A 14,116-nucleotide genomic window follows, 5' to 3' on the forward strand; every position below is an offset into this window, starting at 1 on the left:
AAAAGATACAACGGGTTATTTATTTTTAGGAAAGAATTTTTAAATGTCTTTTGGCACATATATCCGCAAAATCTTTAGCGTTATAAGTAATTAGATAATCTAATTTTAAATTTATATCCGAAATCATTTCTCTTATAATACTATCAACAAGAGAGTGTGTTATGGGGGCATGCTTATTTAAAGAAAATACTTTTTCAAGTGCTTGGTCTCTGTATGCTTCGTCATAAATAAACTCGACGGTATTACTTTTTATAAATGAATCAAAAGCTGCTAAACGTACTTTGTTTTTTACATATTTAGTTCGGATAATTTCATAAAGACAGGGAAATGGTAAAAGTAAGGTGTAGTGTTCTAGTTTAATAAGTTCCAAGAGATCACAAGATTCTTTATAATAGCTATCTTCGGGATCAAATAATCCTAACCAAAAACCGGTATCAATTAAAATAGCTTTTTTACTCATTTTAAAATTGATCGGTAACGTTAATGCCTAAATTTCCATATCCTTCCCATATTGCTCTCTTTCTATAGCCAAATAAAAATTTACCTTTCATTTTATTGGTAGCATCAGTAACCGTCATATATATTCTATCGTTTGGTTCAATCTGTATTTTTTGTTCCAACGCTTGCCGCAGCTCGGCATATATAACATCAAAGTCATCCTGACTAAAACTCATCGCAAAAGCAGCATTGCAATTACCACAATCTACAGCTTTATGTTCATCTAAAAAAGCATATAAATTTTGATAATCTCCCTTAAAACCTAGATCGTAATTTAAAACGATATGTTTTTCTACTAATGGTATATTTGGCATCTTTGTCATTTTTTGTAAAAATACAATAAAATTTAGTCAGTTTATTTGTGACGTTGCTATGTATATCATATTGTCTATTCCAATTGCATTTGATCAAATTTTTACAATAACTAATTGCACTTTTTTGTCTACATTTGACTTTTAAACGCAAATCAACAATGGACATTACTCAAGAACAATGGTGGCAGGAAGCGCAACAGGACAGCAACGCCGTAATTCTGGATGTGCGTACCGAAGACGAATGGAATCAGGGAATCATTCCGGGTGCCATCAACATCGATATTTATAAAGGACAGGGATTCATTTATCAGGTAGACGAACTGGATAAATCCAAAACCTACTATATTTATTGTCGATCCGGAGGAAGAAGCGGTCAGGCGTGTAACCTGATGCAGCAAATGGGTTTCGCGAAAACCTATAACCTTGTGGGCGGAATTATGGAATGGAATGGACCGGTCGAAATGCCGGAAGAAAAATAAAAAAAGGGACTTTTTAGAGTGCTCCCAAAAAGTTAGACAAATTTATAATTAAATTTGACAATAATGAGCTCGGTATTTCACCGGGCTCATTCCATTTAAATTAAGTTTAATTCTATTGTTATTGTAATAGCTTATGTACTTTTTAAGCTCTTGTTTTAAATGTTCTGTTGATTTAAACTTTTGAAGATAAAACAACTCTGATTTAATAATACCAAAAAAGTTTTCTATAACAGCATTGTCTAAGCAATTCCCTTTTCTTGACATACTTTGAGTAACTCCCTTGTCCTTCAATAATCTTTGATATTGTTTCATTTGGTATTGCCATCCTTGATCAGAGTGCAATATAAGCCCAGTATTATCTGCTATTTTCCTAAATGACTTTTTAAGCATATTAGTGACCTGTTCAAAATTTGGCCTTTCTGATAATTCATAGCTTATTATTTCTCCATTAAATAGATCAATGACAGGAGACAAGTATAGCTTCTTTCCCTTTACATTGAATTCGGTTATATCAGTTGCCCATTTTTGATTGGGTTGTTCTGCTTTAAAATTCCGTTGTAATATATTAGGTGCTATCTTGCCATGTTCTCCTTTATACGATTTATATTTCTTAACTCTTATTAAACTCTTAAGCCCTAAAACTTTCATTAGTTTCAATACAGTCTTGTGATTAATTACAAAACCTTTATTCCTTATCTCAAGAGTGATACGGCGATAGCCCAGACGACCTTTATGAGAATGATAGATCGATTTAATCAACTCTTTAAGCTCTGTATATTTGTCAATAACAGCGTTTCTCTTTTGATGATAATAATAACTACTCCGTGCCATATTTGCATGATCCAATAAAAGAGATAGATCATGGTTATGCCTTAATTCCTCTATGGTTTGTGCCTTTTGTTTTGCTCGGCTTCTTCTGCTTGAATTAAGGCTTGTAACTTTTTTAAATAGGCTACTTGAGCACGTAAAGATTCATTTTCCAGTAAAAGCTCTTCTTCTCTGGTCAAAGGTTTATCGGATTTCTTTTTAGCTCTTTTGTAAGTCATCGATATGGGTTTTCCTTTTGGTTTTTGTACTAAACCTGGTGCGCCATGGTTTTTAAATTGACGCTGCCAGGCCAAGATTATCCCATCATTGGGAATGTTGAAAAATAAACAGGCCTGACTCAAAGATAAACACTTCTGATCAATGGTACGTATAACTTTTAGCTTAAAATCGGAACTGTAATTCTGATTCTTACGGGATAACAGACCTTCTTTTCCATACTTAAGATAGAAGTTTATCCATCTTCCAAGATTAGTTTTACTAATTTCTTGCTCCTGAGCAACTGAGCCCTTTGAGCGGTTTTTATTTAATACTTCTTCTACACAATGAAGTTTAAATTCATAATTGTACTTGACTTTTCTTTCCATAAAAAATGCCCCCAAATAGTGTCTAACTTTTTGGGGGCAGTTCATTTAAGTCCCTTTTTTCGTTTATATCCCTATTAGAAGTTAGGGCTTAAGTTGTATTTCTTATAGAAATTATCCAGCGCTTCCAATACCTCATCTTCGTTGTCTACCACGCGGAAAAGATCTAAATCAGCTGGATTGGCATTGGCGTGTTTTTCAATGATCACTGTTTTGATCCACTCCAATAAACCGGACCAGAAATCACGACCTACCAGGATAATCGGGAATTTTCCGATTTTTTTGGTCTGAATTAAAGTGATGGCTTCAAATAATTCGTCTAGTGTTCCAAATCCACCCGGCATGACCACAAATCCCTGAGAGTATTTTACAAACATTACTTTGCGTACAAAGAAATAGTCGAACTGTAGGTTTTTATCGCGGTCGATATACGGATTGAAATGTTGTTCAAACGGCAATTCAATGTTTAAACCTACCGAAGTTCCACCGCCAAAATGCGCCCCTTTATTTCCGGCTTCCATAATTCCGGGACCGCCACCGGTAATCACACCATAACCCGCTTTACTGATTTTGTAGGCAATTTTTTCAGCCAATAGGTAGTATTTATCTTCCGGTTTGGTTCGGGCCGATCCGAAAATCGATACACAAGGACCAATTCGTCCCATCGTTTCATAGCCGTTTACAAATTCGGACATGATTTTAAAAATCGCCCAGGAGTCGTTTGTTCGTATCTCGTTCCAGGTTTTTTGTTTGAATTTATCCTGTATTCTGTCGTCTTCGTTTTCAAATTGTTCTTTCATCATCTAAACTCTTTTCTATTAATTATTATTTTATTTTGTATTGGAATTCGTAGATCATATGTCATAATTATCCCGCAGTAACACTAGATGCAACTGATAGGTCGGTATAATGATGTGAATTAGGAGTGTTGTTGTTTGTCGACATTTATCCGAAAACCGGACAAACATAGTCTAAAACTATTATCTTTTTTGACGTTATGCAAATTTAGTACTCCCTTTTTTTTAAATAAATATACGAAATCCAATACTTTTATTGTAATGCATTGTACAACAGTGTTTTGTTCGGTAAAAATAAAAGGCAATCATATATTGCCTTTTGTATTTTATAAATGCAATTCCTTTTTCAGGAATTTAGCGGTATAACTTTTTTGGTTTTTAATAACCTCTTCCGGTGTTCCTTTGGTAACCAGTTGTCCGCCGCCTTTTCCGCCTTCATAACCGATGTCAATTATATAATCGGCCAATTTGATCACATCTAAATTATGTTCGATGATCACTACGGTATTGCCTTTGTCGACCAGTTTGTTGATTACTTCCATCAAAACACGAATGTCTTCAAAATGCAATCCGGTTGTTGGCTCGTCTAATATATAGAAAGTGTTACCGGTGTCTTTTTTGGACAATTCGGTAGCCAATTTGATCCGTTGTGCTTCACCTCCGGAAAGAGTTGTACTTTGCTGACCAAGGGTGATATAGCCTAAGCCGACATCTTGTATGGTTTTGATTTTACGGTAGATTTTCGGAATGTTTTCAAAAAACGGAACCGCTTCATCTACGGTCATTTCCAAAATGTCGGAAATGGATTTTCCTTTATAACGAATTTCAAGTGTTTCGCGATTAAAACGTTTTCCCTGACAGGTTTCACATTCTACATATACGTCCGGTAGGAAACTCATTTCGATCGTACGAACACCCGATCCTTCGCAGGTTTCGCAACGTCCGCCGGATACGTTAAAACTAAAACGTCCCGGTTTATAACCACGGATCATCGCTTCCGGAGTTTGGGTAAACAGGGTTCGGATTTCCGAAAATACATCCGTATACGTTGCCGGATTGGAACGTGGCGTACGGCCAATCGGACTTTGATCAATATCGATTACTTTGTCGATATGCTCCAGTCCTTCAATTTTTTTATACGGTTGCGGTTTTTTAACGGCATTAAAAAAGTGGGCATTCAGAATCGGATAAAGCGTTTCGTTAATCAACGTTGATTTCCCGCTTCCTGATACGCCGGTTACACAGATAAGTTTTCCTAACGGAAATTCAACGCTTACGTTTTTCAGGTTGTTTCCGGTGGCACCACTCAGTTTTAATACTTTTCCGTTTCCTTCACGACGTACTTCCGGAATTGCAATTTCCATGGTTCCGTTGAGATAGGAGGCGGTTAAGGTTTTTTCGGATAACAATTCCTGCGGCGTTCCTTTACTGATGATTTCCCCGCCAAAACGGCCGGCTTTCGGACCAATATCGATCACATAATCGGCACGTTCGATCATGTCTTTGTCGTGTTCTACTACAATAACCGAATTTCCGATATCACGCAATTGCTCCAGCGAGCGAATCAGACGTTCGTTGTCGCGTTGGTGCAATCCGATACTCGGTTCGTCCAGAATATACAAGACACCAACCAGCTGGGAACCGATTTGTGTAGCCAGTCGGATTCGTTGGGCTTCACCACCCGAAAGGGATTTGGAACTACGATTTAACGACAGATAGTTTAATCCTACATCGACCAGGAAACTCAAACGCGCGCGTATTTCTTTTACAATTTCGGTGGCGATTGCTTTTTGTTTTTCGGATAAATGCGGTTCAAGTTCCTGAAACCACAGACTCAGTTCATCGATATCCATGGCCGAAAGTTCGCCAATATTTTTTTCGTTGATTTTAAAGTATAACGCTTCTTTTCGCAAGCGGGTTCCTTCGCAAACCGGACAATCCACTTCGTCCATAAATTCTTTTGCCCATCGTTTGATAGTCGCCGAATCACTTTCGTCGTGCTGGTTTTTGATAAAATTGGAAATCCCTTCAAAATCGATTTTATATTCTTTGGTGATTCCCATAACTTTCGAAACCACGGAGAATTTTTCATTCCCACCGTTAAGGATCATATCGATCGCTTCCGGGCTTATTTTTTCAATTGGATCGGTTAATTTAAAACCAAATTTTTCCCCGATGATTTCCAATTGTTTAAATATCCAGGAATTTTTTTGTTCGCCTAATGGTGCAAAACCACCGTTTTTAATCGAAAGTTTTGGGTTGGGAATAATTTTATTCAGGTTCACTTCACTTACTAAACCCAATCCGTTACAATGTTCGCAAGCACCTTTTGGCGAGTTAAACGAAAAGTTGTTTGGTTCCGGATTCGGATACGAAATACCGGTCGACGGACACATCAGGTTTCGGCTAAAAAAGCGAACTTCCTGGCTTTCCTGTTCGATTACCATCATGATATCCTCTCCGTGATACATGGCGGTTTTAATACTTTCGGTCAGTCTTTTGTCGTTATCTTCCGTATTTTCGATCAGCATACGGTCGATTACAATTTCGATATCGTGGGTTTTATAACGGTCGACTTTCATACCGAATTCCAGATCGCGGATTTCTCCGTCTACGCGTACTTTAACAAAGCCCTGTTTGGAAATTTGTTCAAACAATTCGCGGTAGTGTCCTTTTCGGGATCGGATAACCGGTGCCAGAATATTGATCCGCTTTCCGTTGAAGTTTTCAAAAATCAGTTCTTTAATTTGCTCATCACTGTAGCTCACCATTTTTTCACCGGAGTTGTAACTGTAGGCTTCACCGGCACGGGCATAAAACAAACGAAGAAAATCGTAAATCTCAGTTATGGTTCCTACGGTAGAACGCGGACTTTTGCTGGTCGTTTTCTGCTCAATGGCAATAACCGGCGAAAGACCGTCAATTTTATCCACATCCGGACGTTCCAATCCACCCAGAAATTGGCGGGCATACGCAGAAAAAGTTTCAATGTAACGGCGCTGTCCTTCGGCATAAATGGTATCGAAAGCCAGCGATGATTTTCCGGAACCGGATAAACCGGTAATCACAACCAGTTTCTCCCGCGGAATCACAACGTCAATATTCTTTAAATTATGCGCTCTTGCGCCTAATACTTCAATAGTTTCTTCTGTGTTTAGCATAAAAAATCGAGCAAAACGCAAAGGTACTGTTTTGAGCGCGATTTGAGACGTCCCGAAGAAAGAAATTTTTGTTATTTTTTAGTAGTGGAAAGTTAGGTTCAGATCGCAAAACCAAATTAAAAAGTATTTGATTCCCAATAGATAGCTGTTTTTACAAAGAACCCGGAACGAAAGTTTTTTTCGCTGTAAAGGTTCTGTAAAATCTTCTGATGATCGGGTAAATAATGATGAGTTTTATGGTAATAATCGGCTATTATTCGATTCGCATGTCTTTTAACTTTTCCCGATAGCTTTCCAGTACTTCGATTTTGGAAATATACCCCAGGTATTTATTGTCTTTTAAAACAAAAAGGATGTCGGTATGATAGGTTTCGAATTTTTCCATTACCGTTTCCATGATTTCGTCATAACAGATCACGGCTTCGGGTTTTTCGGTTACATCCTGTAAGGAGGTGTATTTGATTTGAAAAGGTTTGAAAATAATATTCCGGATGGAATCAAAATTAATTACACCGGTTAATTCTTCTTTTTCGTTTAGTATCGGAAAAAGCGTCTGTCGTGTATTCGAAAGTAAATCGACAATATTTTCCAGTTTCGAATCGGAAGTAATCGTTGTAAAATCATTACGGATATGTTTCGATAAATCAATCGAGGAAAGAATGTTTTTGTCCTTATCACTGGTAAATACCTGACCTTTATCGGCCAGATTTTTAATATCCATCGAATGAATTTCCATTTTTTTGGTGATCGCAAAACTGATAGACGAAACGATCAATAACGGAACCATTAATCCATAGCCACCCGTGATTTCGGCAATAAGGAAAATTGCGGTTAATGGTGCGTGAAACAAACCACTTAGTACGCCTGCCATTCCAACAATGGTAAAATTGCTTACCGGCAGATTGTCTGATAATCCGATTAAACTAAAAAATTTAGCGACACAAAAACCGAGATAGGAACCTACAAAAAGGGAAGGAGCAAAGTTACCGCCATTTCCGCCGCTTCCTAGGGTTAGTCCGGTTGCAAAAACTTTTAAAAACATTGTGGCGCCTACAAAAACCAACAGAATGATATCGTTGTCTTTAAACGGGTTTAAAAGTGTGTTTTCGAGTATTTTGCTCGGATTTCCGTTCGATAGTATTTTAATGCTTTCATATCCTTCTCCAAAGAGTGTCGGAAAAAAGAAAATCAGTACGGCCAGCATTGAAGCGCCGATCAATGCCTTTTTATAGGTTTTGTTTTTATAACGATCGAAAAAATGCTCGACCTTTCGGAACGTCCGGGCGTGGTAAACCGATACCAGTCCGGCAAAAATTCCGATAGCAATATAATACGGGATATTGTGATAATCGAAAGAGAGTTGTTGGTGGAAGGATAACAGGATGTCTTCTTTTAAAAGTACATTGGTCACTAATGATCCGGTTGCGGCCGAAATCATGATCGGGATAAAAGCGGTGACACTCATATCGGCCAGAATCACTTCAATGGCAAACAACACACCGGCAATGGGTGCGTTAAAGGCGGCAGCAATACCAGCGGCCACACCACAGGCTAATAAAAGTGTCCGGTCTTTGTAATTCAGACGGTATTTCTGCGCATAATTCGATCCGAAAGCAGCTCCGGTAATGGTAATCGGTGACTCCAATCCGGCCGATCCTCCCAAGCCTACCGTGAGGGAACTTGTGATAATCTGCGCATACATCTGTTTCCGGGGCATGATACCCGATTTTTTAGCCACGGCAATCATAATCTGGGACGTACCTTTTTCGATACTCCCGTCCAGGAATTTTTTGATCACAAAAGCAGTCAGTAAAATCCCGACGATTGGCAGGATACTGTTACTATAGGGTAAGTGAAGTATGTTGTCGATATAATTTGCAAAACGGAATACTGAGTGTGCAAACGTTTTTAGTACGATTACCGCCAAAGCTGAGGATAAAGCTACTAAAATACAGGATAAATAAATAAACTGTCGGTTGTTTAAAATGGCTTTTAAAAAAAATAACGTGGCTTCTAAACGCTTTAAGTTTTTTCGCAAAAAGAGGGTTATAGGCGATACGTTTTTATTCGGCATTGTAGGAATGTTTTTGTGATCCGTTTTGGAAACTTTAAACTGCTAAATTACGCCTTTTGAACCAGTATCATTTTAAAAATGTTATAAATTTTTTAAAGCTTCCCGATTGCTTAATGGTTTTAAAGTGGTTTCCGAAACAAATTTTATAACGGCTTTCGGGGCAGTTTTCGCATATTCCCGCAGTGCCCAGCCAATTGCTTTTTGGATAAAAAATTCACCCGAGCCGGAATGTTTTTTGCATAAGGCAAACAATAAGGCTGCGTCGGTTTTGCTTTTATAACCCAGTTGAAAAAGTATAGCCGATCGGTTTAACCACATATTGTCGGAATCGGAAAACCGACTAATCACAGTGTCAGTTTCTTCTGGAAATTGGGTCAGGTAATTGCCTAACAGGTATTTGGCAAGAAAATCGACGGTATCCCACCATGAATCAGTGGTTACGGTTTTTTCGATCAGATCGATATCGCTTTTTACAAATTTTCCGCGCAATTCCTTTTCCAATATTTCCATAGCGGTATAATGAAACTCTCGTTGTTGTTGTTGTAAGAGTGTCAAACCAATTTCACGGGTATTGTTTTTGACTTCGGTTTTATGCAACGTCCAGATTTGTTTGGTGATGCTTTTTCGCAAAGGTGCTTTGATGCCGTAAAATTGAAAATGATGTTTCATATAGGCTTCCATAGGTCCGGCATTGGCTACCGAGGCGTTTTCGCGGAAGGCTTGTGTAAGATCAGTTAGAAAAGTCATGCGTAATTTCCGCTAATTTATCGGTTGCAAATTGTTTTAGTTCTTCAAAGAAAAGGGCGAATTCGATTTCAAAGTTAATATAGTATTCCTGTAATTCCTGTACGGAATATTGCATCCGCGAACGGTTTTTTGTCCGCTGATCCATTTGGAACAGTATGGTCGCAATACCGTCTATAGAGGCATAGCTAACCAGCCAGTTGCGTTCAATCATATACGGCATTAATCCCTTGGTTTTTTCGGTTAGCAAATCATAATGCTCTTCTAAAGACGAATAAAATGCCGAAACATAGGTTTCTAATGGAGTTTCCGAATAGCGTTCCCAGTTTTTTGCCAGGAAATGATCATAAAATACGTCCATAATCACACCCGAATAATGACCGTAGGGTTCATGTAGTCGGTGTTTACTTTTTCTGAAAATCGGATGCGCATCGGTAAAGGTATCGATCGCCCGGTGCAGGAGTATCCCTTTTTGAATATCCGGGTTAAAGTTTCGGTAATCGTTACCACGGATACCATCGGCCATAAAGTTGCCAATTTTAATCAGATCATCATTTCCGGATAAATAAATATGGGCTAAAAAATTCATTAGGGTATCTATTTTGGTCAAAGTTTCCTTTGTTTTGTAAATGTAATAATTACTTTTGGAAAAAGACATTTTATAAAGATGAAGGTATTGCCTAATCTCACTGGTTTGCGTTTCTTTTTGGCAGTATTGGTAATGATTTATCATATTCCACAATTTTGTCGGAACCGGGGGGTGCCTTTTTTTGACGGTCTTCCTGTTTTTCATAGGGGAAGCGAAGCGGTATGTTTTTTCTTTGCTTTGAGCGGTTATCTCATTATAAGACAATTGTATATCGAAAAAAAGAATACAGATAGAGTATTGCTCGAACGATTTTACCGGAAAAGAATGTTGCGGATTTTTCCGCTGTATTATTTGGTTCTGGTGTTGGGATTGGTCTATTATCAGTCGATATTACCGCATCTCGGATATGATGTCGCAAATGATTATAACCTGGCTGAGGGGATTTTACTGGCGGTTTTCTTTTTGCCAAATGTGTTCAATGTGCTCTGCAAACCGGGCGGTATCCTTGAAATTTTATGGTCAATTGGAATCGAAGAGCAGTTTTATCTGTTTGTTGCACCGTTATTTCTGGTAGTGCCTAAACAATATCTTTTAAAAGGATTACTGGGCTTTACCATCGGGTATTTTATGTTATTTTTTTCGGATCTGATCCCACACTTAAAAATATTTAGCTTGTATTTTTTCTATTTTGCAGCGGCCGGTTTTTGTTCGATAGTGACGTACCAATACGAGGATAAAATCAATAGTAAAAAGACCATGGTCATAGTGGTACTGATCCTGCTAATACTATATTTTTCAACGGGTATTTTTAAGGATTCTTTATCCGAAATGGGATATCATTTGCTTAGCATGGTTTTGTTTTCGGTTTCGTTATCCGTGTTAAGTCTGGTTCCGCTTTCTTTTTTGGAAAACCGGGTTGTTACTTTTTTAGGAACGATTTCCTATGGAATTTATATGTTTCACGCTTTTGCAATGCATCTGACAGGATTTGTTTTTCTTCGTTTTCCAGTGATAGAAAAATTGCCGGAAGTATTGCAGATCCTCTTATTTTCGGTAGTGGTTGCCGGAATGACTATCGTAATTTCGACTTTATCATTTCTATATTATGAGTCCTTTTTTCTAAAACTCAAAAAACGAACCAAATAAAAAAGGATTCGAATTGGGTACAACGCCGACAACTTTTTATATTTGTGATGAATTTGAATTTTTAATCCCCAATAGCATATATGACACTGATAAAATCGATTTCCGGTATTCGAGGAACAATAGGAGGAAAAACGGGTGATAACCTAACACCTGTGGATGCAGTAAAATTCGCTTCCGCCTATGGAACGTTTTTAAAACAAAATAGCAATAAGGAAAAATTAACCGTTGTGATTGGTCGCGATGCCCGGATTTCCGGCCCGATGATTCACAATCTCGTTGTCAATACACTGATAGGACTTGGGATCGATGTGATCGATTTGGGATTATCGACCACGCCAACCGTTGAAGTTGCCGTTCCGTTGGAAAAAGCCGATGGTGGAATTATCCTAACGGCTTCGCATAATCCGAAACAATGGAATGCGCTAAAGTTGTTAAATGAAAAAGGAGAGTTTTTAAATGGTGCCGACGGTGCTAAAATCCTGGAAATTGCCGAAAAAGAGGCGTTCGATTTTTCGGATGTGGATCATTTGGGAACCGTGACCGAAAACGATGCGTATATGGATATCCATATCGATGAAGTGCTGAATTTAGCCTTGGTGGATGCCGAAGCCGTAAAAAAGAAAAAATACAAAGTGGTGGTCGATGGTGTGAACTCTTCGGGAGGAATCATCATTCCGAAATTACTGGAGCAAATGGGCGTGGAAGTGGTACGTTTGTATTGTGAACCGAATGGTCATTTTCCGCATAATCCGGAGCCATTAAAGGAACATTTGGGCGATATCTGCGAATTGGTGGTACAAGAAAAAGCCGATTTCGGTATTGTAGTCGATCCGGATGTGGACCGATTGGCGTTTATTTCGAACGACGGTGAAATGTTTGGTGAAGAATATACACTGGTAGCCGTGGCCGATTATGTATTGAGTCGTACGCCTGGAAATACGGTTTCGAATATGTCATCGTCAAGAGCCTTGCGCGATATTACGAATAAACACAACGGAACCTACGAAGCCAGCGCGGTGGGAGAGGTGAACGTGGTGGAACTGATGAAAAAGAATAACGCGATTATTGGTGGCGAAGGAAACGGGGGGATTATTTATCCGGAAGCACACTACGGACGTGATGCTTTGGTAGGTGTGGCACTATTCCTGACGTATCTGGCGGGACAAGAGCAATCGGTGGCCGAGTTAAGAGCCGGTTATCCGCAGTATTTTATGAGTAAAAATAAAATCGAGTTAACGCCACAAATCGATGTCGATGCGATTTTAAAAGCCATGACGGCGAAATATCAGCATGAGAATATTTCGACGGTTGATGGGGTCAAAATCGATTTCACCGAAGATTGGGTACATTTGAGAAAGTCAAATACAGAACCGATTATCCGAATTTATACCGAGGCACCTACTCAGGAACAAGCCGATAAACTGGCGTTGCGCATTATTGATGAAATCAAAGAAATCGCCGGAATCTAAAACCGGGATGATAGCATAAAAGAAAACCTGTCCACTTAAACGGACAGGTTTTTATTTTTTAGGATTATTTAATCCTTTTGGATTACAACATCATTCCTCCGGAAACTTCAATGCGTTGTGCGTTAATCCAACGTGCGTCATCGGTACAAAGGAAAGCAACTACACCACCGATATCATCCGGTAATCCAACGCGTCCTAATGCAGTTGCGGCTGCGATGTTTTTGTTCATTTCAGCATTATCGCGAACTACGCCACCACCAAAATCGGTTTCGATAGCACCCGGAGCCACCACATTCACGCGGATTCCTCGGGAGCCTAATTCTTTTGCCTGGTATTTGGTCAGGGTTTCGATAGCGCCTTTCATCGAAGCATAAGCGGCATAACCCGGAAATGAAAAACGGGCCAGCCCGGTCGAAATATTTACAATACCACCGCCGTTAGCCATAAGTGGTAAGGCTTTTTGAGTAAGGAAAAACGGCCCTTTAAACTGAATTCCCATTAGGGTATCAAACTGTTCTTCGGTAGTGGCTTCAAAAGAAGCGTGAATTCCGATTCCGGCATTATTGACCAGATAATCAAAATGATCCGCTTGAAAATGGGTTTTTAAAGTCTGCTGAACGGTTATCCAAAAAGCGTCAAACGATGCGATATCAGATACATTTAGCTGAACGGCAGCGGCTTTCCGACCATATTGTTCGATTTCTGTTACAACCTCAAGAGCTTCTTCTTTTTTACTGTTATAGGTTAGTACAACATCCAGTCCTTTTTGAGCCAGTTGCAGTACCATATTTTTGCCAAGTCCGCGGCTTCCACCGGTTACGAGTACTATTTTTTGAGTCATTGCTTTGATTTTTAAAGTTTTATCAGGCAAAGGTAAGTGGTTGCAAAAAGGTAACTATGGTGATAGTTTAAGTATTTTACAACAAAATTTTTGCAACATCCGACCAACTATCTACACGCGTATGATTTTTTGTATTTCCGGAAATATTATGCGGCTGGGAAAACAACAGGGTTTTTCCGTTAAAATAATCCAGGTTTTTAAAATGATCATCGATCATAATGTCACCTTTTACAGCCGTTTTTGAACCACACATCACGATTTGTTTCCAGTGGAGAAACGGAAAATGTTCTTCCAACCAATAGAATTTGTCCGTAAGGCTTTTGGGAAATTCCATAGCAGCGCTCACAATAAACAGTTCGTATTGCTCATTGAGTTGTCGCATTACTTCGATACTACCTTCCATAACCGGTAGGTTTCTAAAAAAGCCATCACTAAAAATATATTCTAAAGCATTTTTAAAAGTGTCGACTTCCGATGTTCCATTCATTTTTTCGTAAGATTGGCGGATGCCAAGGTCCTGGTATTCGAATTCGATCAATTGGGCATATATATCGGCCAGGACGCCGTCCATATCCACTAATAAGCGTTGTTTCAT

The 14,116-nt window shown here is 38.8% G+C and carries 14 protein-coding genes; 3 read left to right on the plus strand and 11 right to left on the minus strand.

The genetic code is table 11. The annotated features are described in order from the left end of the window. Positions 1 to 25 precede the first annotated feature (25 nt). Together ABFU83_RS04760 and ABFU83_RS04765 are read right to left on the minus strand one after the other, a co-directional pair. Positions 26 to 460, minus strand: a complete 435-nt coding sequence (locus tag ABFU83_RS04760; protein WP_347069312.1) for a hypothetical protein — start codon at positions 458 to 460, stop codon at positions 26 to 28. A gap of 1 nt (position 461) precedes the next feature. Further along, entirely contained in the window at positions 462 to 812 is a 351-nt protein-coding gene (locus ABFU83_RS04765) for a hypothetical protein (RefSeq protein ID WP_347069313.1), read from the minus strand. A 158-nt stretch (positions 813 to 970) separates the two neighbouring features. Here ABFU83_RS04765 and ABFU83_RS04770 point away from each other — a divergent pair, with 158 nt between their 5' ends. Then, a complete protein-coding gene (locus ABFU83_RS04770; RefSeq protein ID WP_347069314.1) occupies positions 971 to 1,291 on the plus strand; it encodes a rhodanese-like domain-containing protein in 321 nt (106 codons plus the stop codon). A 48-nt stretch (positions 1,292 to 1,339) separates the two neighbouring features. On the opposite strand, the gene ABFU83_RS04775 is transcribed toward ABFU83_RS04770, so the two are convergent. The 7 genes from ABFU83_RS04775 to ABFU83_RS04805 all read right to left on the minus strand — a co-directional run bounded on the left by ABFU83_RS04775 (position 1,340) and on the right by ABFU83_RS04805 (position 10,065). Then, positions 1,340 to 2,263 (minus strand): IS3 family transposase, encoded by a 924-nt coding sequence (locus ABFU83_RS04775; RefSeq protein ID WP_347070195.1) that lies wholly within the window; start codon positions 2,261 to 2,263, stop codon positions 1,340 to 1,342. Continuing rightward, on the minus strand, positions 2,173 to 2,748 hold the full coding sequence (locus ABFU83_RS04780) for a transposase (RefSeq protein ID WP_347065527.1): 576 nt from the start codon (positions 2,746 to 2,748) through the stop codon (positions 2,173 to 2,175). The genes ABFU83_RS04775 and ABFU83_RS04780 overlap by 91 nt, the downstream gene beginning before the upstream one ends. A gap of 29 nt (positions 2,749 to 2,777) precedes the next feature. Further along, the gene (locus tag ABFU83_RS04785; protein ID WP_136401203.1) at positions 2,778 to 3,503 is read right to left on the minus strand and encodes a TIGR00730 family Rossman fold protein; all 726 of its coding nucleotides are present in this window, start codon (positions 3,501 to 3,503) and stop codon (positions 2,778 to 2,780) included. A gap of 320 nt (positions 3,504 to 3,823) precedes the next feature. Next, entirely contained in the window at positions 3,824 to 6,658 is a 2,835-nt protein-coding gene (gene uvrA / locus ABFU83_RS04790) for an excinuclease ABC subunit UvrA (RefSeq protein ID WP_347069316.1), read from the minus strand. Positions 6,659 to 6,911: 253 nt separating this feature from the next. Next, positions 6,912 to 8,732 carry a chloride channel protein gene (locus ABFU83_RS04795; RefSeq protein ID WP_347069317.1) on the minus strand — a complete coding sequence of 607 codons (1,821 nt, stop codon included), beginning with the start codon at positions 8,730 to 8,732 and terminating at the stop codon, positions 6,912 to 6,914. Positions 8,733 to 8,813: 81 nt separating this feature from the next. Beyond that, on the minus strand, positions 8,814 to 9,479 hold the full coding sequence (locus ABFU83_RS04800) for a DNA alkylation repair protein (protein ID WP_347069318.1): 666 nt from the start codon (positions 9,477 to 9,479) through the stop codon (positions 8,814 to 8,816). Continuing rightward, a complete protein-coding gene (locus tag ABFU83_RS04805) occupies positions 9,463 to 10,065 on the minus strand; it encodes an acyl carrier protein phosphodiesterase (protein WP_347069319.1) in 603 nt (200 codons plus the stop codon). Before ABFU83_RS04805 ends, ABFU83_RS04800 begins: the two co-directional genes overlap by 17 nt. A 78-nt stretch (positions 10,066 to 10,143) precedes the next feature. Here ABFU83_RS04805 and ABFU83_RS04810 point away from each other — a divergent pair, with 78 nt between their 5' ends. Beyond that, positions 10,144 to 11,211: an acyltransferase gene (locus tag ABFU83_RS04810; RefSeq protein WP_347069320.1), complete on the plus strand. Its 1,068-nt coding sequence runs from the start codon at positions 10,144 to 10,146 to the stop codon at positions 11,209 to 11,211. A gap of 80 nt (positions 11,212 to 11,291) precedes the next feature. After that, positions 11,292 to 12,680, plus strand: a complete 1,389-nt coding sequence (gene glmM / locus ABFU83_RS04815) for a phosphoglucosamine mutase (protein ID WP_347069322.1) — start codon at positions 11,292 to 11,294, stop codon at positions 12,678 to 12,680. 82 nt (positions 12,681 to 12,762) lie between these two features. On the opposite strand, the gene ABFU83_RS04820 is transcribed toward glmM, so the two are convergent. Together ABFU83_RS04820 and ABFU83_RS04825 are read right to left on the minus strand one after the other, a co-directional pair. Then, complete coding sequence (locus tag ABFU83_RS04820; protein ID WP_347069324.1) at positions 12,763 to 13,521, minus strand: SDR family oxidoreductase; 759 nt, start codon at positions 13,519 to 13,521, stop codon at positions 12,763 to 12,765. 76 nt (positions 13,522 to 13,597) lie between these two features. After that, positions 13,598 to 14,116, minus strand: coding sequence for a 5'(3')-deoxyribonucleotidase (locus tag ABFU83_RS04825; protein ID WP_347069326.1), 519 nt, complete (start codon positions 14,114 to 14,116; stop codon positions 13,598 to 13,600).

The sequence above is a fragment of the Flavobacterium sp. WV_118_3 genome (genome assembly GCF_039778605.1).
In the GTDB taxonomy this organism is placed as follows: domain Bacteria; phylum Bacteroidota; class Bacteroidia; order Flavobacteriales; family Flavobacteriaceae; genus Flavobacterium.

Excerpts from the sequence above, each read along its gene's own strand:
- ABFU83_RS04760 (WP_347069312.1), bottom strand. The coding sequence starts at position 460 with ATGAGTAAAAAAGCTATTTTAATTGATACCGGTTTTTGGTTAGGATTA.
- ABFU83_RS04765 (WP_347069313.1), bottom strand. The coding sequence starts at position 812 with ATGCCAAATATACCATTAGTAGAAAAACATATCGTTTTAAATTACGAT.
- ABFU83_RS04770 (WP_347069314.1), top strand. The coding sequence starts at position 971 with ATGGACATTACTCAAGAACAATGGTGGCAGGAAGCGCAACAGGACAGC.
- ABFU83_RS04780 (WP_347065527.1), bottom strand. The coding sequence starts at position 2,748 with ATGAACTGCCCCCAAAAAGTTAGACACTATTTGGGGGCATTTTTTATG.
- ABFU83_RS04785 (WP_136401203.1), bottom strand. The coding sequence starts at position 3,503 with ATGATGAAAGAACAATTTGAAAACGAAGACGACAGAATACAGGATAAA.
- uvrA (WP_347069316.1), bottom strand. The coding sequence starts at position 6,658 with ATGCTAAACACAGAAGAAACTATTGAAGTATTAGGCGCAAGAGCGCAT.
- ABFU83_RS04795 (WP_347069317.1), bottom strand. The coding sequence starts at position 8,732 with ATGCCGAATAAAAACGTATCGCCTATAACCCTCTTTTTGCGAAAAAAC.
- ABFU83_RS04800 (WP_347069318.1), bottom strand. The coding sequence starts at position 9,479 with ATGACTTTTCTAACTGATCTTACACAAGCCTTCCGCGAAAACGCCTCG.
- ABFU83_RS04805 (WP_347069319.1), bottom strand. The coding sequence starts at position 10,065 with ATGAATTTTTTAGCCCATATTTATTTATCCGGAAATGATGATCTGATT.
- ABFU83_RS04810 (WP_347069320.1), top strand. The coding sequence starts at position 10,144 with ATGAAGGTATTGCCTAATCTCACTGGTTTGCGTTTCTTTTTGGCAGTA.
- glmM (WP_347069322.1), top strand. The coding sequence starts at position 11,292 with ATGACACTGATAAAATCGATTTCCGGTATTCGAGGAACAATAGGAGGA.
- ABFU83_RS04820 (WP_347069324.1), bottom strand. The coding sequence starts at position 13,521 with ATGACTCAAAAAATAGTACTCGTAACCGGTGGAAGCCGCGGACTTGGC.
- ABFU83_RS04825 (WP_347069326.1), bottom strand. The coding sequence starts at position 14,116 with ATGAAACAACGCTTATTAGTGGATATGGACGGCGTCCTGGCCGATATA.